Raw genomic sequence first — 21407 nt, 5'->3', positions numbered from 1 at the left:
TATCTTATCTAAAGAATTAAATAATGATGAAAAAAAAGAAAATCAATTTAAGAGATTTAAAACCAAATTCAGAAGAACAACATAGTCACGATGATGGTCACAATCATAGTGGCAACTCTAGTAAGATTAATACCTATATTCCAGCTATCATTAGTTTTACAATGCTAATTATTGGTATTGGGTTAGACTATTTTGATGTTACCTTTTTCAAGGATTGGATTCGCATTATATGGTATGGTATTGCTTATTTGCCAGTTGGACTTCCTGTTGTAAAGGAAGGTTGGGAAAGTATTAAAAAAGGCGATGTGTTTACAGAGTTCTTTTTAATGTCCATTGCTACTATTGGTGCGTTTATTATTGGCGAATATCCTGAGGGTGTTGCAGTCATGTTGTTTTACGCAGTTGGGGAATTATTCCAAAATGCAGCAGTTAACAGAGCAAAAGGGAATATAAAAGCTTTGTTAGATGTACGTCCTAATGAAGCATTGGTATATCGCAATAGTGATTACATTTCTGTTAGTCCAGAAACCGTTGAAATTGGCGAAAAAGTTCAAGTACGTGTTGGAGAAAAAATTCCTTTAGATGGTATTCTGCTTTCCGAAAAAGGCTCATTTAATAAAGCGGCATTGACAGGCGAAAGCAAACCTGATACGATTGCAAAAGGCGAAAAAGTATTTGCAGGAAGTATTAATATGGATGGAGTTATTGAAATAGAAACCACCAAAGAATTTAAGGATAGTTCCATTGCACGTATACTCGATATGGTGCAGAATGCAACAGCTCGTAAATCGAAAACAGAATTATTCATTAGACAATTTGCTCGAATTTATACGCCAATAGTTGTGTTTCTGGCTATTGCAGTTACATTTTTACCGTACTTTTTTGTAGATGATTATGTTTTTAGAGATTGGTTATATCGTGCCTTGATTTTTCTTGTGATTTCTTGTCCTTGTGCTTTGGTTATATCCATTCCGTTGGGTTATTTCGGGGGATTAGGAGCAGCTTCAAAAAACGGAATTTTGTTTAAAGGCGCTTCATTTTTAGATGTCATGACCAAGATAAATACATTGGTAATGGATAAGACAGGGACGGTTACGAAAGGCGTCTTTAAAATTAAAAAGATTGAAGCTATCAATTGGGATGAGAAAGAGTTTATGAAATACCTAATGGCGATGGAAGAACAATCCACACATCCAATCGCAAAAGCCATTTTAGAATATAAAGATGAAGGTACAGATTATGAAGCTTCAGAAGTATCCGAAATAGCAGGTAAAGGCCTAAAAGGTATCGTAAACGGTAAGACTGTTTTAGTTGGTAACAAAGCCCTAATGACAGCCAATAATATTAATGTTTTAGAAGAAACAGAAACTATTGTAGAATCGATTGTTTTGGTATCTATAGACAATACATTTGCAGGCTATGTGGTTATTGCTGATGAATTAAAAGAGGATGCAAAAGAAACGATTACTGCATTGCATAAAGTAGGTGTCAAGAATATAATGATGCTCTCTGGCGACAAGGATTCCATAACTCAAAAAGTAGCTTCCAAATTAAATATCGAAATTGCTAAAGGTGGTTTATTACCAGAAGACAAATTGAATGAAGTTGAAATTTTAAAACAAAACCCCAATAATAAGATTGCTTTTATAGGCGATGGCATTAATGATGCACCAGTTTTAGCAGCAAGTGATGTAGGAATTGCAATGGGTGGATTGGGAAGTGATGTCGCAATAGAAACCGCAGATGTTATTATTCAAACAGACCAACCTTCAAAAGTAGTTAGGGCTATTAAAATTAGTCGTTCCACTCGCAAAATTGTTTGGCAAAATATCATATTAGCATTCGGTGTAAAAGTAATTGTTCTAATATTAGGTGCAGGTGGTTTAGCAACTATGTGGGAAGCGGTTTTTGCAGATGTTGGTGTTGCATTGTTAGCAATATTGAATGCTGTTAGATTACAGCGCATGAAATGGGTTGATTAAAGCTTATTGAAGCGTATTTTTGTAAACTAAAAACCCTCACAATTGTGAGGGTTTTTAGTTTTTAAATTATACCTGATTTTTATTTTATTAATCTATATTTAGTAACAAGAGCGTTATTAAAAAAAAGAGTTATTCATACAATATGTGAAGCAAGTTAAACTCGTAAAATACACCCATCAAAAGACTACGGCATAAAGCCATTGCAATATCCAACGCTTATTTATTCCGTTTCCTTTTGAGCTGTGATTTCAGCTTCCGTTTGGTTCTAGCTTAAATATTGTTTAATCTAAAATCAAATATTATGTATTTAAGTAATTTACAACAAGATGAGATTTTTGTTTCTTCAGAAATGAAATCCTTAAAAAGCCTCACGCAGATGGAATCTCGTAGAGGACTTGAAAATGCCATTATCTCAAATGGTAAAATCGTTAATGTGGTATCAAACAGTTATGGCCATATTCCCAATCAATTATTCTTCAAAAAAGCGGAACAGATGCTTTTGGATGCTGGACTAAACTATCACAAACGAAGCGTTAATAGAAATGATAGGTCTTTCATAATAGATTTTATCATTGAAGATAGCAATCAGTTTAAATTGAAAAACAAGGAAGATTTAATACTACCCATGCTACGATTTAAAAATTCTTATGATGGTAGTGAGAAGACTTCCGGACATTTTGGTTTTTACAGAAAAGTATGCTCAAATGGACTGCACGTTTCGCAAGCAGAAATTGAGTTTTCCATAAAGCATAGCAAAAATAATACAGAATTGATTATGCCAAGAATGAATGGCTTATTCGATAAGTTCCTGAACAATGAGTTTTATACCATCGTCAAGAAATTTGAAAAGATGAAAGACTTTAAAATCATCGACACAAAAGAATTTGTAAAAGCAATTTTGGATAAAACTAAGCTGTTCAAATATGAATGTAGTGATAAAAACGAAGAGCCTTCAAAGAAATCCCGTGAAGTTCTTGAAACCTTGAACTACGAAGCACTACTGCTAAACGAGGAACCGAATTTATGGTTAGGCTACAATGCCTTCAATTCCATGTTACACAATACATTGAAGAAGACATTTTCACAACAAGAAAAGTGGGATAAAAAACTATTCAATGAAATATATGAAATGGTTTAATATCCAATAATTAAAGGTTGCTCTAGTACCTTAAAACTAGAGCATTTTTTAGATTCATACTTTATTTCTGCTAAAAAAGGGGAGAGATATCTATATCAATATTGGTACAAAGATAAACTCGCAAAATATTATCATCAAAAGACTACGGCATAAAGCCAACGCTTCGCCCACAACTCATTTATTCCGTTTCCTTTTGAGCAGAAATTTTGTCTTCTGTTTGGTTCTGCAAAAATATTGTTTAATCTAAAATTTATGTATTATGACAACAAAAGCAAGTACTACAAGCAAAAACGGAAAGGCAACAGCCACCATGAAAAATGAAGTCAAGAAGAAATTGACACAAGGCGCCATTGGACTTCAAGTTCAAGAACTATCTATCGGAAGGATTATTCCTGACCCAATGCAACCAAGAAAAACCTTTAACGAGGAAGCTCTAAAACAACTGGCTGAAAGCATCGAAGAACACGGTGTCCTACAACCTATTACGGTCCGAAAATCTGGAAAAGATTACATCATCGTCATAGGCGAACGTCGATATCGCGCAAGTAAATTGGCGAAAAAGAAAACCATTCCGAGCATCGTTAGAGCATTCGATAATAATGATGTTCTGGAAATTCAAATTATCGAAAATCTGCAAAGACAAGATGTTGAACCTACTGAAGAAGCTGAAGCTGTAGCATTCCTGAGCGAAAAATATGCGCCAACGGAGATTTCAAAGCGGTTGGGAAGAACAGAAAACTTTGTAAGGCAACGTTTAAAATTAGCAGGTCTAATTGAAGGTTTTAAAGTCTTTGTTCGTAATGGCGAAATGGCGATTTCGTTAGGTGTAGGTGTGGCGCTTTTCGAGCCAGAGGAACAGCAAATGATGCTGGAAACAATGGGAGAGGATTTTAATGCCCATCAAATTAATCAGATGATTAAAAACCAGACTTATGATTTGGAGAATGCACCTTTCGATGTGGTCGATGAAAAATTAATAACAAAAGCTGGTGCCTGTACAACATGTCCGTTCAACGCAGCAAATCAAGGGAATTTATTCGGCGATAGTAAAATGGTGTGTACAAAATCAGCTTGTTATGAAACAAAGAAAAGCAAGTCATTCTTGAACCTGATTGAAAAATCGAAGAAAGAAAACATTCTGTTGATTCCTGAAATTCGCAAATACTGGGTAGATGACGAGAATAACCAGCTCATTATTTCGCAATTGGAAAAAAATGGATTGAAAGTCTATCTTCTGGACGATGTTGAAATAATCGAGGAACCTATTGAACCTACAATGGAAGCAATTAAGACAGAATACCAACATTACGACTATTCTGAAGATGAGCTGAAAGATGAACTTGAAGAAGCGGTTGATAATTACAAGGAAGAATTGGAAGTGTATAATTCCGCAAAAGAAAACGGATTCGTAAAAGGTATTATGTTTCATCCAAAAACGTATGTTCACAAAGCAATCTTTGTGAAGGTAATAGAAGATTCAAAAACTGTAAATTCTATATACTCTGAACCGTTAGCAAATAGAAAAATGGCAGAGTGTTCGCCTGAAGAGCAAATCGTTAAAATCAATGAAAGGGAAATCAGAAAGCGACATATCGAGTACAATAAGGAATTTGAGGACATTGTTCAGATGATTCGTGGAACCGATTATATTGAAAAGAAGAAATCACTTTCGGTAGATGAAATGGTGGCTTTTTCATTAACTTTATTTGAAAACAATGTGGACTATGTAGGTCGACAAAAACACTTTTCAAAATTATTGGGTAACACATCCAAGAAGACTGATGTTGAAACTGTCGAGAACTTCAAAAAGAATTTCAAAAAAGAAACCTTTTATAAGTTGATTCGGTACATCCTTACCAAGCAAGTACATTTTGGCGAAAGCAATCACGTTAATAACTTAACGAACATTTCATTCTACAATGCGATGCAAGGGTATTATAAAACCAAAATTGCCAATATTGAAAAGGAATATGCAGAAGAGAGAAACAAGCGTGAAGCACGTTTGAAAGAGCGAATAGGAAATCTTGAAAAGAAAATTCAGGAATTAAACGATTAGCTTTTGTTGTTGGAAGTAAGGGTCAGCATTCGTGCTGGCTCTTATTTTTTTATATAGTCCTTTAAAAAAAGGTAAGTAGAACCTATTCAATCAATATCAGCGCAAAGGTAAACTCGTAAAATACACCCATCAAAAGACTACGGCATAAAGCATACGCATCATCCAACGCTTATTTATTCCGTTTCCTTTTGAGCTGTGATTTTAGCTTCCGTTTGGGTACTGCTCAAATATTGTTTAATCAAAAAATCTTAGAATTATGAAACAAGTATCTGAAAAACCCAGCATCTCATTACAAGAAGCAGAAGAACATTATCGAGTAAGTAGTGAAAATTACGATGTCGATAGTGGAGAAAGTCATTTGGCTTATTACAGAGAAAAGCATCCTGAAAATTACCAGGTATTATTAACTAATTGTTTAAGCTAAAATCTCACATCATGGAAAATTTAAAAGTAGTTCAGTTCGATTTCGGTTTTGAATCTAAGCCGATTTTAGCAAAAGAAAAAGTAGTAAAACCAACTAAAAAGGATAAGAGCGATTTCGTCTTCGATTTTATGGATTGCCTTGCGAGTCCAATCATTGTTTTTAAATCGGCATGGCAAGATATTATACCAAAGGATATTCTTGGTAGAATCAAATTATCACGAATAATATGCTCAATGACTGGAGATAAAACGGCATCACTAACAGAGACTTTAGCCTATATGATGCCAAGAACTTACGAAGCACCCATGCAAACAGAATGGGCAAACATTTACACATGGTTAGGGCTTCAATATGCAATGCAGACTAAAAGTAAAGACCAGTTAGAAGCTATGATTGAAATAGCACCAAAAGAACTGTCAGATTATGAAAAAGGACTCTTAAAAAATCTGAGATTATGGATTTATGATAAGCGAAGAAAAGCGCTTAAGAGTATTTTGAAAAAGAACAAAGTGTCAAAAGATGATGGTATTTTGGATATTCAAGAGAAACTGTTTTGAAATAATATTCAGCTAACAAGGGAGGATTATCTTATTATTCCATTCAGCACATTTCCTTTCATTCCGTAAAAACTTCATTCCTGAAAAAGAACTTCATTATAATAAGTCTTGGACATAATCCACACTTTTGACTTTTCATTCCGTTAACCCTTTCCGTTGCTCTGGAAAGGAACACTTCATTTCCAAGTAAAAAGTGCGAATCAAGTCCGCCAGACAAGGAAAATGTATTTGCATTTTGTTCCACTTCCTATGATTTTGTATTTCACAAAGACTTTAGAATCACTTCCGTAATCCAACACCGTCATACCTTTTTTTGACAGCAAAATAACAACATTCAGCTTTGAACGACAGCATAACCAGGCTCGTGCCTCGCACTTTTTATATGTCTAAACAAAGCTGAATATCGAAAGCACTAAGCAACAAAAAGAAGGTAACAGCGTCGGCTCTATGGGAAGTAAATCTAAAATGAATCTTATGAAATCTTACAAAATCAATAAAAAGGAAGCGGAACAAAAGTTAAAAAAACAAAAAAAGGAAAACGCTCTGGATATAATAAGTAAATCAATAACAAAGCCTTTCTGAATAGTTCAGATAGGTCAATATTAATCTTTAAATTTTTTAATTATGAGTACTCTAAGAAACAAAGTACAGTTAATTGGCAACGTCGGAAACGAGCCAGAAATCACAAACCTTGAAAGCGGAAAGAAAGTTGCAAAATTTTCAATCGCAACCAATGAATCTTATAAAGATTCTAAGGGAGAAAAAGTGACAAACACCCAATGGCACAATATTGTAGCATGGGGAAAGATTGCCGAAATTGTTGAGAAATATGTAGGCAAAGGAAAAGAAGTAGCATTAGAGGGAAAATTGACCTCACGCTCTTATGAAACCAAAGAGGGAGAAAAAAGATATGTTACCGAAGTGGTAATTGATGAAATTCTGCTTTTGGGAATTAAAGGCGAGGATAACGCTACTGAATAATTGAAATTAAAAGAGGGCGTTCCTGTGGAAAGATGCGCCCTCTTTTTCATTCTCACTATAACTAATAATAGAAACAATGAAGAACAAAGTTAATGAAATAAAAATTAGCTACAAAGGCGGTTTAAAATCATCTATGTGGCAAAAAATAAACAGTTCTCAAGATGCAGCCGAATTGTTGTTTGAGGATTGGGATAAAGATACTATTGCACTACACGAAGTATTTAAAATTGTACTTCTAAATAATAGCAATAAGGTAAAAGGCGTATATCAAATTTCACAAGGTGGAATTGTCGGAACGTTGGTAGATTTGAGAATTTTATTTGCGGTCATTTTAAAATCGCTATCGGTAGCAATCATTTTAACGCACAATCATCCAAGTGGAAAATTGATGCCTAGTGAAGCTGATAAAAGCCTTACGAAGAAGATTAAAAATGCTGCAAAATTATTTGATATTAAGCTTCTCGACCATTTGATTTTTGCACCTGATGGAGATTATTATAGTTTTTCAGATAACGGAATTTTATAAAACGAAAAGCTATGATTTATATAAATTTTACCGATTTGAGTGAAGAAGCGCAAGAGCGTTTGCTTAACAATTCTAAAGAAGATGTTAAGCATAAATATGGAAAGGACATTATCGAATATGCATCTGCTAATAATCAAAATTAGGACAAGATGCTAGACGAAGAAGCAATAAGAAATTTGTATAGTTACACATACGTGTTTAATATATAAACGCTCTTAAAAGTTGTAAGACCTTTGAAAATTTCAGAGGTCTTTTTTTATATTCTGCAACAAAAAGAGCGGTTTGTTAAAGATACTTTTAAACTTCAATAATAACACTCTTAAAAAATCTAATTTCAATTTGTATTACAGAAAAAGCCATTACATTTTTGGATGTAATGGTATTTTTTTTGTCCCGATAAATCGGGACGAAAAGGAATAGCAAGAGGGTAACACGCTGCGCGATGTTTCGGTTTAGTTTTCACGATTAAACAATTGATATTCAAGTGTTTGAAAAATATTTAATTGAGCTGATTTTCAGAGGTTTGCAGCAAATCCTTTGAAACCCATTATAAACAGGTCAAATTTTGCAGCAAAAGTGAAGAAATTTTCAACATATGACTTTTCGGGAATCAATGTTAAGAAAGATGTAGCTAAGCGTTTTCGGGCATTTTCTAAAGATGTTTCAAAATCACATTCGGAGACGCTGGAGACCATGTTAAACTTCTTTAAGTGGAATCATCTTAACCCAAATGATAATCTCGAAGTTAAAGCCGATGATACTAAAAAGCGTATCAATGCGCTGATAGCCATAGTCCGTAATATAGAGCAACAACAGACGCTGCCTACTAAAGCAATGCTGGATACGCTCTTTAAGGAAATAGCACAAGTGGAACAAGGAGGCGTGGAGGAAGAGGTATTTGAATTTGGTACGCCAGAAACCTTAACCCAGGATGCTGAATTGAAACATTACCAAAACCGCTATGAAGCGATGCAACGACAACTCAGTGATTATAAAAATACAATGGAAACATTATTGAACCGATTACAGCATGTGAGAAATACTTTTGGTAAGGATTATCATAAACTGGATATGGATAAAAAAGAATTGGAGGATTTTAAAACGAATTTGTATAGTGTCATACACTAAAGTTAATTCTTTTTAGATAAAATATAAAGCTCTAGTTTTTTAGTGAAGTATAAATAGTTAATATTAAAAAAGCGAGTTTATAAAACTATAAAACAGAGGGTTTATTTCTTTTTTAATTCTTTGATATAATTATCTACATCAATTTCTAGGTCAAAGATGTTTACTTTTTTGGGTGAAAAAATTAACTTATCCGATAAAGCTTTAAAGCTAGATTTATATCAAATAGGAAGATCTGGCCAAAAATCTTTTGGAGAACAATTAAATATTTTTGCAATCTCGTTAAGGTGATTCACATTATATTTTGCTCTTCTTTTAACCGATTCAACATGGGAAACAAAACTACTGCTCATCCCAAGAGACTGAGATAAGGCAACCTGAGAAATTTTTCTTTCTAGTCTCATTTCTCTGACTTTGAGGATTATATGTTTTTCAATTTTGGTTCCCAATGAACATTTTATAGCTCCCAAATTCTTTTAAATTTTTAATAAAAGCAACGGTACTGGTACAGGTAATTATTTTTTATTATCTTTGATTAGATTTATTAAATTTGCGATTCTTCGTATAAAAAATATTTGAAGCTATCGCTTTGAGTCTCACGTTAGAAAACTGGTACTTTTTTGCAGACGAGATGATAAGCAGAATGGCTCACGACCCGGGCGTGGGCTCTCTTATCGTTTGCATGGTATACCAGTACCCCTAATGTGGTAAGTAGAGTGCTGCGCCCAATTTTTTCTCATTTTATTTAGTTTAAATTTTAGGGTGTTATATATGAATGCTAAAAACCAGTAAGTTCAGTGTTCATAGAGGTTTAAGGTGTTTTCCTTTAACATTAATGTTATGTCTAAAAACAAGCTACATCCCATAAGTTTAGAAGGGTATAAAACGTTGTTTAATACGCTTTACCCACCCTTATGCCTTTTTGCTAGTAAATATTTAGGAGATATAGAGGTGTCTAAAGACATTGTACAAGAAGTCTTTATTAAAATTTGGGAAAAGAATCCTCAATTTAAAAGCCAATATGCCATTAAAGGGTATTTTTATAATGCTGTTAAAAACCGTTGTTTAGACTATTTAAAAAGTAAACACGTTAAAGTTTTAAATGAGGCTACTCCAGCTCATTTACTACAAATAGAGTCTGAAGATTATTTTCTCTCACAAGTAACAATGGTTGAAACCTATGCACAATTGTATAAAGCCATAAAGACGCTGCCCAAAAAGATGGGCAAGGTTATGGAACTCACCCTTAATAACTATAGTACCAACGAGATTGCCGAGGAGTTATCGGTAACAGCAAGTACCGTAAGATCGCAAAAGGTTGCCGCCATTCATACACTAAGAAAAACCATGAAGAGTTTATTGCTACTTTTTACTACGTTCTAAAATTGGGATTTTGTTCTCTATATGGAACAGGATCAAACCTATTTAGACCAGAAATATTTCACAAGCTATATATACGTAATTACGAACAGATAACGATATGTGATTTTCTAAAGAACTAGAAAAAAACAGTTGCTCAATTTGGTAAAATTTGCTATTAAAAAGCGTTAATTGCTTAAAAATTTGTCAATTTTTAAAATGTTAAAATTATTACGTAATTACGTATAGCTTGTGAATAAAATCCAAGGATTCCCAACAATTTTGTAGAACGAAAGTCAAATCAATGCAAGGCTATTGGATGTTAAGAAGTTTATCATGTTCAATAGTCTTGTTTTTAAAAAACATTTACAAATGGGAGCAACAATTATTACGACCGAAGATCTCATGGATTTTAAACTAGAACTACTTGAAGAGATTAAACTATTACTTCAAAATCACAATGGGCACACTACCAAAAAGTGGCTCAAATCTCCTGAAGTTATGAAACTTCTAGGGGTATCACCAGGAACATTACAGAATCTCAGAATTAATGGAACCTTACCTTATACCAAAGTAGGAGGGATTCTATACTATGACTACAAGGATATTGTAAGTGTGCTTGAAAATAACCGGGTTCACAATAAATTATGATTGTTAGAGAGATTAACTATATCAAACATCTTAACGGTATATTTGAACAATTTTCTAAAGATAATAGACTTAACCCTACCCATATTAGCCTCTATATAGCCCTTTTTCAGTGTTGGAACAACAACTATTTTCAAGAAGAATTTTTCATCAATCGTCAAGAAGTCATGTGCTTGTCTAAAATAGGATCAACGGCAACCTATCATAAGTGTATTAAAGCATTGGGTGCATGGGGATATCTTATGTACAAGCCGTCACATAATCCATTTAAAGGAAGCCAAATCAGGATGTTTAATTTTGAACCAAGTACAGAACAAGCAGTAAACAACAGCCATACTAAAAATCAAACAAGTGTTAAACAAGCGTTAATACCTATAAACAAACATAAACAAACTATAGAAAACTTTAAAAACAATAACAAACAGCAAATTTTTGATAAATCGAATTTTAACACAACAAAAAACGGAGACAAAATATCAGAAGTTGTTCATTTTCAAGACAATTTAAAAACAACTTCAGAAAAAAATTACAACGAGCCCTTATGAAGCTAGACCATCCACATATCATCATAGAAGGCGGCGTTGAATTCTGCTTGGGGATACCCAAAAAAGGATATGTTCAGTATGATTTTGATAAAATGCTGATCTATCTAGAAGCTAAAGGAAAGCTTCTGTTTGGTAAAAAGTTTAAAATCTACAAAGAAGACCATAAGGTACTATACAAGCTTTGTTGCTATTTTATCAAAGACAAATCTAGTTGTGAAAAGTTTAGAATAGACATCAACAAAGGCGTACTGTTAAGCGGCCCTGTGGGTTGTGGTAAAACGTCGCTCATGCGGTTATTAAAACATATGGTACCGCATTTTCGTCCCTATGAAGTGATTCCTTCAAGGAACATTGTTTTTGGATTTAATAGCATAGGCTATCGAATTATCGAACAATATGGCGATCATCAATTTTATTGTTTTGACGATTTGGGTGTGGAACCCACGGGAAGATATTTTGGAAAAGATTGTAATGTTATGGGAGAAATTTTACTCTCTCGATACGATCTTTTTCTAAAGCATAAATTAATAACACATGCTACCACTAATTTGAATGCCGATGAATTGGAAGCGCGTTACGGAAATAGGGTGCGATCTAGAATGCGAGAATTGTTTAACCTAGTGGCTTTTGATAAGGGAAGTAAGGACAAGAGAAATTAATTTTTTGTAACAAAGCAAATATGATTTATGAAGGGTTTCTTTTGTAATAATTATAAAAACCTCTTAGGTTATTTTATTTGAAGTTTCAGGATCTAAAAAATAATGAAGACTAAGACAAGGAATTTAGAGCAATACGTTCCCTATTGACGGTTTAGGCATTTTATATTTCACTCCAGTTTTAACTTATCAACATACGCTTCCCATTTCATAATTAAAATTAAGCTAGTTTATTATCATTTAACAACAATCAGTTTTAAATAATATTTTACTCACAAATAACTGATAAACAGTAAATAGAATAGGTTGTTTTGCTAACTTTTGAATGTCAAAATCAAACCCATTTTAAATTCATTTTTGATATGAAAAAAGCAACTTATATCACGCTCTTATTACTTCTGGTTTCAAATGCTCTTTTTGCCCGAGTTGGAGGCATTGAAGATTCTGTTAATGATATTTCCGATACCATTCGGTCCATCTTTCCTATTGTTCTCGGTGTTATCTTTTTAGTAGGGTTTCTTTTCAATGCGGGTCATTTCTTTGGGGAAAATGCAGATCTAAAAAAAGGAATCACTCGGGTACTGGTTTTTAACACAGTACCTATGAGTAGTTGCGTGGTTTAGCACTTAACTTTGCAAGCACACACCAAACTGAAAATCCGCGAGGATTTTCAAAAGTAGGCGAGAACAAGCAATTACTTATAGCCATTGTGCCTGTTGCACAACGCCTTGCTAAATATACAGAAATTTCGTATATTTAATAATGCAAGGCACAAAAATATTTCAAGAAAAACTGTTCAACAATTTCCAGTTGAGTAGACGAATACCCAAGGACAATTTTTATCGTAGGCTATCAGCCGTTTTAGATTTAGAATTTCTAAGTAAAAAAACGAAGATGTATTATGGCAACTGAGGACAAAAAAGCATAGACCCTGTTGTATTTTTTAAGTTTAGTCTGGTAGGTTATTTAGAAAATGTAAATTAATCAACCATTGCAGTTTGCGATTAGACATTCTGTATTTTCTAGGCTATGATATCGACGAAGCGCTCCCATGGCACTCTACAATAAGTAGAACGCGCCAGTTGTTTCCAGAATCTGTTTTTGAAGATTTGTTTACCCATGTTTTTCAAAAGTGTGTGGCCATGCAAATGGTAAGCGGCCATACCCAAGTTATCGATTCTGCACCAGTCAAAGCCAATGCCTCCATGGATAGTTTAGATCTTAAAGTTCCTGAAGAAGATTTAGAAGTTCATTTACGAGCCATACGCCATATAAGCCATAGAGATAAAACGGTAGACTATCGACCAGCTAAAGTTAATAAAGCCTCCCCATCACAACAATCGGTATCCGCAACTAAGCAAGAATTACAAGCTATAAAGAGCCGAAACAAAAAATGGTCAAAAGATCAGAATCATCGCTCAGGAACAGGGAATAAAGGGTCGCGCTATACGAGCAATAAAACGCATTACAGCCCTACAGATCCAGATGCTCGCATAAGTGTAAAACCGGGCAAGGCAAGAAAGCTTAATTATTTAAGTCAGCTCACGGTAGATGGTGCTCATCATGTCATAAGCGATATCAGGGCGTGTCATGCCGATGGAAAGGACAGCCAACATATACCAGATATAGTAACACGAGTAAAACAACGCTTATGGCAGAGTGGACTGACCATGGAAACCTGTGTAGCCGATACAGGTTACAGCAGTGGTGAAAACTATACCTTTCTGGAGCACCAAGATATTGAGAGTTACATTCCGCCACACGGCACCTATAAAGGCGGTCCAGATGGATTTGTATACAATGAAAACAACGATTATTACATCTGTACTCAAGGTAAGACCATCCCATTTAAAAAGGTGTTTTATGAAAAGAAGAACCATACAAAGAAGAAGGAATACCGGGGCTCAAAACAGCTTTGTTCAGACTGCCCCCCGTACGCAGAGCTTGTTTAGGAAAAGCGGCACAGGAAAAGAAGTTTACGGTAACCTATTACCGCGCAGAATACCAGCGTAACATAGCCCGAGTAAACAGTAAAAAAGGCAGTTACATGAAAGGGAAACGGCAAAGCACTGTAGAACCTGTATTTGGCACGCTCACCCAGTTTTTAGGTATGGGAAAAGTAAATACCCTTGGCATAAACCAAGTCAATAAATGCATGCACCTGGCGGCATCGGCTACAATCTTAAAAAATATTTAAAATACATGAAAAACATCCCTGAAAGCATAGCAGGCATGCTATGTTTTATTGGTGGTAAGAGAAAAGATGAAATAGGCGTAATAATTAAAGGTTTTAAGCTACTTATATTTTAGAGAAAATGTGAGAGCACTGAAAACAAAAAAACCTTAAATCAAGTGTTTAAAGGTTTTTTTTTACCTTTTTAAAGGGTTGTGCAACGGTTACCATTGTTGGCAACTGTTATTTCTTTTTACTTTTCGCTATATTTAATAATGGTATGTCCCATCCAAGTCTAAGAAAATATCTATTTCCATTTGGCATTATCGAATTACCATTATCTAATGTTACTTCTCTTAATTCTGGTGTGTATTGATATCCTAATCCGATAGTGACTGGTGAATTCTTAAACCCATAAGTTATAGAGACTCCAGGTGAAAAAATCTGACTAAATTCTATTGTGTCTGGAAGAGTTGATGTCTCATCAGAAACTCGAAAATTTAACATAGCTCCTAAATCAATGACTTGAGCAAAAACACCTAATGAGGCGCTGTTGTCTTGACCATGATTTAATTTGAATGTTGCTTCTAAACCTAAAGGAAGAGTTATTCCTGATACAAATCCCCATTCACCCTCTAAGTATTCTCCACTTACAAAGTAACCCGGTTGTCCAGTTACAGAAAGAGTAAATGCATACTCTCGTTTAAGCATAAAACTAGCAGGTGGTGCAACATGTTTCTTTATTACTTCTTTTACTTCATCCGAATCCTTACTATCGATTACATCAGTCATAAAAGAACCGTATTGATCAATCTTTTGAATCGTTTCTAGATATGAAGCATTATCTCCTAGGAATTCATTTAAAATCAATGTTAAATAATGAATTGAATTGCTATATTCTTTGCTTCTTGCATTGTCATATAAATGCAATGCATAGTTTGAAATACTCAAGAACTTTGATATATCAGAATTATTATAATTAGCACTTTTGAAAACATTTGTGACAATTTTCATATACTCAAGATAATTATCATTTAAGTTATCTTCTGTTAAGTTATTTCTGAATTCTTGTATTTCATTTAATGAGGAAAGAAGCAGATTATACTTTTCTTTTATAGACTTAATTTGTGTTACGGAAAAACTGAATCCAGCTTTATTGGGATCAAATAATATTTTTTTAAAAAAAGTTTTGTCTTGCTGGTAAATAAGTCCTGCAAAATAACTCCATTCTTGTACTGTATTAATTTTATTGAATTTTTCGTGATTCAGCCAAACATTTGAAAATTGTTCTTTTTTAACTTTAGTGGTATCCATTATATTTCTTTGAAATATATTCACACCATGTATTATTACACCTAATTGTTCATCTAACACTTTGCTCCCGATATAATTTTCTTTATAATGCTTGTCATCTAAGAAGTTAAATAAGTCCACTGGATGATAATTATTGATAAGTTTAGAACCAATATCAGCAGATAATTTTAATGAGCCATAAAAAGGTGTGCCCTTTATTGTATTTATATTAGAACTAGTTAAGAATTTTAATTTGCTTTCTAATTCTGTATCAGTACTTTTATGTGTATCGATATGTTTTGTTAGATTGTATATCAAGTTTTTAAGGTCTTGATTGAATATTTCTTTGTATTCATCACCTAATTCAGGAAATTTTGAAGGATTAGTATTTTTAAGTTTGTCGTAAGTGTTTGGAAATAAAACTTGTAATTCACCAATTTCACCAATTATGCTTTCAAAGGTCTGCATATAGGTTAGCAATTGTGCCTTTTTAAATTCTTCAGCATAATATTTTGTTAAGCCATCCAGTATTTTTGTTTGGTCTTCTGAATTTAATGAGAAATCTCCTGATATAGCGTTTGCTATAATTCCTAATGCTCCTCCATCAAGAAAACCCAAACCGTCTGTAATTTCGAAAACTTTATTGTATTTATTTATCGCACTTCTTACGGATGAAACATCAAAATCAGTACTAAAATCTTTAAATGGGTTTCTTAAAAAATCTTTTGCATAATCAATCTGTATTTTTTCTTCATCGGAAAGAAATATTCCTTGACCATCAGTATTTTTAACTTCATCTAAACTAGCTGAACTTAAGGTTTTTAAAAATAGCGCATCGTAATATGCGTTTTGGGATTTAACATGCTGAAATGTAAGGATAGTGATAATTAATAGCAGTATTTTTTTCATGTTAGTTGATTTTAGTTCCTAATTTTATTGGTATTCCTATTTGATTCATAGAATAAATAATTCCATCTTCAATTTTATATGTTGAAGTGTCAATTTTTAAAAATTCAAATTTTGCATCAGGATAGGGTTTAATAATGACTCCTATTTTTTCGTTTGTTGCGAGGTCAAAAATTTCATCATTTTTATTTGAAATTATTATACTTCCTAAAAAATTATATAGCTCCAGTTTAATACTTATTTCAAGACTGAGTATGCCATTTTTTTCGAAGTCATTTTTATTGAAACCTTTAAAGTCTTTATTTAATTTGGTTACCTCTTGAAAAGCATACATGATTTCAGCATTTTGCAGTAAACTGTCTCTTTCTATATATTTAGTTTCATTGAAAACCCTAATACTTGCATCTATATAACCTGCTTCTATTTCTTTCATTCGTGTAAATTTATTTGGATGTGTATTAGTATCTTCATCATCACCAAAATGTTTCATAGCAGCAATACTTTCTTCTAAAGTTGCACCTAAAAGTCTCATTTGAAATCCAGAAAATCTATCAGCTTGTAACTCATATCTTTTTATTTCTCTTCTTCTTATTAATGGGTGTCTATATAAATGATGACCTATCTCATGGTAACATATACTTTTTATGGGTGTATATGAATTAGTAACAGCAACTACCGAATCAAAAAAAGCTTCGTTATATAAGAAAAATCTCCTTTTACAGTTCTTTGAAATTGACGCATAAGCACCAAAACGTCTAGTTTTTCTAATTTCAATATCTGCGTCAGGCAGTCCTATTAAACTTAAAGTTTTTTTAATAATTGAATCATACTTAATTGTTGATTTTTCGACTTCTTCTCTTACTTTTAGTTCAGTGTTATTATAGCTACTATAATATTCAGTTTCAATTATTTCTTTTTCGGTTTCTTGTCCACAACAAGAAAGAACAAAAAAAAGTAAAAAGTAGCTTCTGAGTTTTAATAGAGTTTTCATAGTTGTTTTATCATAGTGTTATTGAACAAAACACATTTAAAAAGTCATGTTAGTTATACTTATCAAAAATCCATTTTTCGACTTGTGGTGTAATCAAAATACTTGAATTCATAGTTGTATTTTGTTCCTTTTTTATATTCTTTTTTCCATGATGTATGCCTAACAAATAAAATTTATTATCGCTTTGATACCATAAAGGCGCTCCACTATCCCCTTTACATGTATATAAATTATTGTAACCTATTATATTATTAGAATTATCTAATACAAATTCACTCGAAGAACCACTTTTGTCTACCAAAATATTTGGACGATCAGAAGGGAAACCTGTTGTATGAAAATCGTTTTTTTCATTGGTTGGAATACTTGCATATGGTTTAATATTAAAATTGGTTATATTAAGACCTTCGAGTACACTAACATTTTTTATTTTTATAATTGCGATATCTTTATTTCTATTATGAAATATTCCTTGGTGGTAATGATAGATTCTTACATTTCTCTTTTTTAATTTAATCCATTTATTATTAACGAAAATTTCAATTCTAGTAATAAATGGACTACACATTACATTATGATTTGCTGTTATTATTAAATCGTTTTTAATAAATGAAGCTGTTGAAAGATTACTTCTACTAAATAGTCTCTTAATTTTTAAATGAATAATTCCATTGTATGGACTGGTAAGCTCTTTTCCATCCATAATATTAATTCTTTTATTTTCCAGCCCAAGTCCATGAGGTCCACAATTTTTATCTTGCGAAAATGATAAGGAACAAATTAAAATCAAGATGTATGTCAAAATAGTTTTATTCATAGTAGTAGTTTTTAATTGTTGCCAACCCGTATTATCATTAATTTCATGCCTATTATCCAACTCAACCCAACAAATAATAACCAATAAACTTCGGTCATTATAAAGCTAGCCCATCAAGATAGAATACAAATCACCAAAGGCAAAATGGTAAACTATAGCAATATCAGGTGAGGTGCATACACACCTAAAGTAACCCAATAGGGGATAATCGGTAAAAGTGCTATTGTAATAAAAAGGAAGAGTTTAAATCTACAACTTTTTTGCGTACAAAAAAAAATAAATATCTGATTTTTAGCTTATTAAGGGGTATTGGTCTAGTTTTGTTATTTAAAATTCTACAAAAAAGAGCATAAAAGTAATGTTGCTTTTCATTATATTTAATAAGTAAAACAATTATAATGTGCTTCCATACAGCAGCAACAGCTAAAACCAACATTTTAGAAAAACACTTTAAGGTTAAATTAAGCTCAGAAAACCTCAGGCAGATTTTCGATAAGCCGCAATACCACCTTAACGGATTCTCACACCCCAATATGCTAGTTATACCACAGCAAAATAAAGAGGTGCTAGCACCAGGCGTATGGGGCATAGTGCCAAGCGATAAACTAAGCAATCAAATTTTAGACTATTATAAAGGGGCTGTAAAGTATGGTGGCGGATTAAATGCCAGGTCAGAAAAACTTACTAGCCATTTTATATATAAAGAAGCCATACACCAACAGCGGTGTATCATACCGGTTACTGGCTTTTTCGAGCCTCACGAACATAACAAAAAGAAATACCCCGTATTTATAAAAGATAAAAAAGAGCAACCTTTAGCCTTAGCAGGTATTTACACGGTAATAGACACCTACATAACCTTTGCCATCATAACAAAAGAAGCGTCTCCATTACTGACAAAAGTACACAACCTAAAAAAAAGGCAACCACTAATGCTTAATCAAGAATTAGCAAACCAGTGGTTACAGCCCAATCTTAATGAAAACGATATAACCGACATAACAAAATACAATTACCCCGATAGCCATTTAAAAGCCTACACAGTAAGCAAAGACTTATTCAGCCCTAAGGTCGATAGCAACTATAAAGAAATTAGCGATGAGGTGCAGTACGAAGGCGTAAACTTTAACTAAAATACTATTCTACTAAGCGTTCTAAAGCTTTTAGCTCCACACCAAGATTCGTAAAAAGCTGAATGATACTGCTAATCTTCAATTCCTTTTCATCATACTCTTGGGTGTTTATACTACAGGTAAACTCCCAAAGTTCTAGCACATCATCAATAGATACCTCATAAGGGGCATAGGCGGTATTATCAGACACCAAACGCAAGGTGTTATTATCAGCAATCTGGTTATACACACGCTTATAAACCATACCCTCATCTTTGGTAATTAATACATAAGTACGCCCACTAGTAATATCCTGCCTGCTTTCCACAAAACGCCCTATAACATAAGCCCCAGGTTTCATGGGCAACATCGAATCCCCTTTAATAGGAAAAGCACGATGCTTGCCGGTAGGCAAAAACGGCAATTTTATTTTCTGTAGCTGCTCAATATACTCAGGGTCATCATAACCGGCCAAATACCCAGCACTAGCTTTTACGGGTACCACTTCAATCAAATCATCATCATCACTATCCACCGTAATGGGGAAAAGTACACGCTGCTGTCCAACTTCTATAAACGAGGCATCACGACCCTTCGTTAAATCGTTACGCAACAAAATATCAATAGGCAGTTTAAAATAATCCGATACCGCAATTAAAAAGTCTATCGTTGGGGCCGACCGTCCTTCCTCATACGAGCTTATACGCGAGCGAGTCACCTGTAAATCTTCTGCAAGAACCTCTTGTGTTAAGCCTTTTAAATGCCGTAAATGCTTTAAGTTTTTGGTTATCATAGACATGTGTGAAACAGATTTAAATGATGTGCTTTGATTGTTAAAAAAGCTTTTTTGCTACAAATATAAGCAATAAAAGATTGTATTTGTAGCTAATTTTGTAACGTGAAGAAAAATATTTTACATATGGATCTCGACACCTTTTTTGTGTCTTGCGAACGCTTGATGGATAGCCGTTTACAAAAACGACCCATTTTAGTTGGGGGTACTGGTGATAGGGGGGTGGTTTCCGCTTGCAGTTACGAAACTCGTAAGTTTGGGGTGCATTCTGGTATGGCCATGAAAGTAGCTCGTCGTTTATGCCCCGAAGCTGTGGTTATTCGTGGTAATGCCGCCATATACTCCCAATATTCTCACCAGGTTACAGACATCATTAAGCAAAATGTACCCCTGTTTGAAAAAGCCAGTATTGACGAATTCTATGCCGATTTAACCGGAATGGATAAATTCTATGGTTGTTATAAATATGCTTCCGAACTACGGCATACCATTATTAAAGAAACCGGCCTCCCAATTTCCTTTGGGCTTTCGGCGAATAAAATAGTGTCTAAAGTAGCTACTGGCGAAGCGAAACCCAACAATAGGTTGTGCATAGATCAAGGTTTCGAAAAACCTTTTTTAGCACCCCTATCTATTAAAAAAATCCCTTCCGTAGGTAATAAAACGTATCAAATACTTCGGAATCTGGGTATCGATAAAATAAGCACCATTCAGCAAATGCCTGTGGAAATGTTAACCAGTGTGCTTGGGGTAAACGGACGTACCATTTGGAAACGTGCCTTGGGTATCGATAATCCACCGCTTATTCCGTTTCACGAACGTAAATCCATATCCATGGAGCGCACCTTTGGTAAAGATACCATCGATATGAAAATGCTTAGAACCACCATTTTTGCCATGGCCGAAAGTTTAGCCTATCAGTTAAGAAACGGAAATAAATTAGCCGCTTGCATTAGTATTAAAATCAGGTATTCAGATTTTAATACCTACTCCAAACAAATGAAAATTCCTTATTCTAGTGCAGACCACGTTATTATACCTCGTGTTTTAGAACTGTTTGAAAAACTTTACCAACGCCGACTATTAATTAGGCTTGTGGGCGTAAAGCTTAGTAACCTGGTATCAGGGAGCTATCAAATTGATTTGTTTGACGATACTCAAGAAATGCTAAACCTCTATAATGCCATGGATAAAATTCGCAATCGTTTTGGCGAACACAGCGTAAAAAAAGCGTCAGCCTTAGGGGCAAAATCCATTGGCGGTGTACAAAACCCATTTAATGGCGAACCTCCTATTGTATTAGCACATCGTACACAATAAATCTG

General features: G+C 33.8%; 23 protein-coding genes. 18 read left to right on the top strand and 5 right to left on the bottom strand.

The window, feature by feature from the left end; genetic code table 11:
* Window positions 1-26 precede the first annotated feature (26 nt).
* The 9 genes from J1D01_RS08580 to J1D01_RS08540 all read left to right on the top strand — a co-directional run bounded on the left by J1D01_RS08580 (window position 27) and on the right by J1D01_RS08540 (window position 8792).
* Window positions 27-1982, top strand: coding sequence for a heavy metal translocating P-type ATPase (locus J1D01_RS08580; RefSeq protein WP_421150563.1), 1956 nt, complete (start codon window positions 27-29; stop codon window positions 1980-1982).
* Window positions 1983-2283: 301 nt separating this feature from the next.
* Entirely contained in the window at window positions 2284-3120 is an 837-nt protein-coding gene (locus tag J1D01_RS08575; protein WP_372938767.1) for a DUF932 domain-containing protein, read from the top strand.
* Window positions 3121-3379: 259 nt separating this feature from the next.
* Entirely contained in the window at window positions 3380-5176 is a 1797-nt protein-coding gene (locus J1D01_RS08570) for a ParB/RepB/Spo0J family partition protein (protein ID WP_421150537.1), read from the top strand.
* A gap of 256 nt (window positions 5177-5432) precedes the next feature.
* The gene (locus J1D01_RS08565) at window positions 5433-5600 is read left to right on the top strand and encodes a hypothetical protein (protein ID WP_193744009.1); all 168 of its coding nucleotides are present in this window, start codon (window positions 5433-5435) and stop codon (window positions 5598-5600) included.
* 11 nt (window positions 5601-5611) lie between these two features.
* Window positions 5612-6157, top strand: a complete 546-nt coding sequence (locus tag J1D01_RS08560; RefSeq protein WP_421150536.1) for a hypothetical protein — start codon at window positions 5612-5614, stop codon at window positions 6155-6157.
* A 624-nt stretch (window positions 6158-6781) separates the two neighbouring features.
* Window positions 6782-7138: a single-stranded DNA-binding protein gene (locus J1D01_RS08555; protein WP_069831868.1), complete on the top strand. Its 357-nt coding sequence runs from the start codon at window positions 6782-6784 to the stop codon at window positions 7136-7138.
* Window positions 7139-7214: 76 nt separating this feature from the next.
* A complete protein-coding gene (locus J1D01_RS08550; RefSeq protein ID WP_203255961.1) occupies window positions 7215-7664 on the top strand; it encodes a JAB domain-containing protein in 450 nt (149 codons plus the stop codon).
* 11 nt (window positions 7665-7675) lie between these two features.
* Complete coding sequence (locus J1D01_RS08545) at window positions 7676-7807, top strand: hypothetical protein (protein WP_421150535.1); 132 nt, start codon at window positions 7676-7678, stop codon at window positions 7805-7807.
* A gap of 433 nt (window positions 7808-8240) precedes the next feature.
* On the top strand, window positions 8241-8792 hold the full coding sequence (locus tag J1D01_RS08540) for a BfmA/BtgA family mobilization protein (RefSeq protein ID WP_421150534.1): 552 nt from the start codon (window positions 8241-8243) through the stop codon (window positions 8790-8792).
* 218 nt (window positions 8793-9010) lie between these two features.
* Here J1D01_RS08540 and J1D01_RS08535 read toward each other — a convergent pair whose 3' ends face one another.
* Window positions 9011-9193, bottom strand: coding sequence for a helix-turn-helix domain-containing protein (locus J1D01_RS08535; protein ID WP_421150533.1), 183 nt, complete (start codon window positions 9191-9193; stop codon window positions 9011-9013).
* 436 nt (window positions 9194-9629) lie between these two features.
* Here J1D01_RS08535 and J1D01_RS08530 point away from each other — a divergent pair, with 436 nt between their 5' ends.
* The 7 genes from J1D01_RS08530 (at window position 9630) to J1D01_RS08500 (ending at window position 14194) form a co-directional block, all read left to right on the top strand.
* Window positions 9630-10172, top strand: a complete 543-nt coding sequence (locus tag J1D01_RS08530; protein ID WP_421150532.1) for an RNA polymerase sigma-70 factor — start codon at window positions 9630-9632, stop codon at window positions 10170-10172.
* A gap of 348 nt (window positions 10173-10520) precedes the next feature.
* The gene (locus J1D01_RS08525; protein WP_421150531.1) at window positions 10521-10799 is read left to right on the top strand and encodes a helix-turn-helix domain-containing protein; all 279 of its coding nucleotides are present in this window, start codon (window positions 10521-10523) and stop codon (window positions 10797-10799) included.
* Window positions 10796-11341: a hypothetical protein gene (locus tag J1D01_RS08520; protein ID WP_421150530.1), complete on the top strand. Its 546-nt coding sequence runs from the start codon at window positions 10796-10798 to the stop codon at window positions 11339-11341. The genes J1D01_RS08525 and J1D01_RS08520 overlap by 4 nt, the downstream gene beginning before the upstream one ends.
* Complete coding sequence (locus J1D01_RS08515) at window positions 11338-12000, top strand: ATPase (protein ID WP_421150529.1); 663 nt, start codon at window positions 11338-11340, stop codon at window positions 11998-12000. The genes J1D01_RS08520 and J1D01_RS08515 overlap by 4 nt, the downstream gene beginning before the upstream one ends.
* Window positions 12001-12359: 359 nt before the next feature.
* Window positions 12360-12620: a hypothetical protein gene (locus J1D01_RS08510; protein WP_421150528.1), complete on the top strand. Its 261-nt coding sequence runs from the start codon at window positions 12360-12362 to the stop codon at window positions 12618-12620.
* A gap of 375 nt (window positions 12621-12995) precedes the next feature.
* On the top strand, window positions 12996-13949 hold the full coding sequence (locus J1D01_RS08505) for a transposase (protein WP_421150527.1): 954 nt from the start codon (window positions 12996-12998) through the stop codon (window positions 13947-13949).
* The gene (locus tag J1D01_RS08500) at window positions 13913-14194 is read left to right on the top strand and encodes a transposase (RefSeq protein ID WP_421150526.1); all 282 of its coding nucleotides are present in this window, start codon (window positions 13913-13915) and stop codon (window positions 14192-14194) included. Before J1D01_RS08505 ends, J1D01_RS08500 begins: the two co-directional genes overlap by 37 nt.
* 219 nt (window positions 14195-14413) lie before the next feature.
* Here the strand turns inward: J1D01_RS08500 and J1D01_RS08495 are convergent, their stop codons facing one another.
* Genes J1D01_RS08495 through J1D01_RS08485 form a run of 3 tightly spaced genes read right to left on the bottom strand, consistent with a single transcriptional unit; the run spans window position 14414 to window position 18177 of the window.
* Complete coding sequence (locus J1D01_RS08495) at window positions 14414-16372, bottom strand: hypothetical protein (RefSeq protein WP_421150525.1); 1959 nt, start codon at window positions 16370-16372, stop codon at window positions 14414-14416.
* Between the two features lies 1 nt (window position 16373).
* Entirely contained in the window at window positions 16374-17360 is a 987-nt protein-coding gene (locus J1D01_RS08490) for a hypothetical protein (RefSeq protein WP_421150524.1), read from the bottom strand.
* A gap of 49 nt (window positions 17361-17409) precedes the next feature.
* The gene (locus J1D01_RS08485) at window positions 17410-18177 is read right to left on the bottom strand and encodes a trypsin-like serine peptidase (protein ID WP_421150523.1); all 768 of its coding nucleotides are present in this window, start codon (window positions 18175-18177) and stop codon (window positions 17410-17412) included.
* 398 nt (window positions 18178-18575) lie between these two features.
* On the opposite strand from J1D01_RS08485, the gene J1D01_RS08480 reads away from it, so the two are divergent.
* On the top strand, window positions 18576-19310 hold the full coding sequence (locus tag J1D01_RS08480; RefSeq protein ID WP_421150522.1) for an SOS response-associated peptidase: 735 nt from the start codon (window positions 18576-18578) through the stop codon (window positions 19308-19310).
* Window positions 19311-19314: 4 nt separating this feature from the next.
* On the opposite strand, the gene J1D01_RS08475 is transcribed toward J1D01_RS08480, so the two are convergent.
* A complete protein-coding gene (locus J1D01_RS08475; protein ID WP_226544720.1) occupies window positions 19315-20088 on the bottom strand; it encodes an XRE family transcriptional regulator in 774 nt (257 codons plus the stop codon).
* A 99-nt stretch (window positions 20089-20187) separates the two neighbouring features.
* Here J1D01_RS08475 and dinB point away from each other — a divergent pair, with 99 nt between their 5' ends.
* Complete coding sequence (dinB, locus tag J1D01_RS08470) at window positions 20188-21402, top strand: DNA polymerase IV (protein WP_421150521.1); 1215 nt, start codon at window positions 20188-20190, stop codon at window positions 21400-21402.
* Window positions 21403-21407: the final 5 nt, after the last annotated feature.

It is taken from the genome of Seonamhaeicola sp. NFXS20 (genome assembly GCF_049132085.1).
Taxonomy (GTDB): Bacteria; Bacteroidota; Bacteroidia; order Flavobacteriales; family Flavobacteriaceae; genus Seonamhaeicola.
The sequence above is the reverse complement of the archived record's forward strand: the minus strand, read 5'-3'. Positions and strand labels throughout refer to the sequence as shown.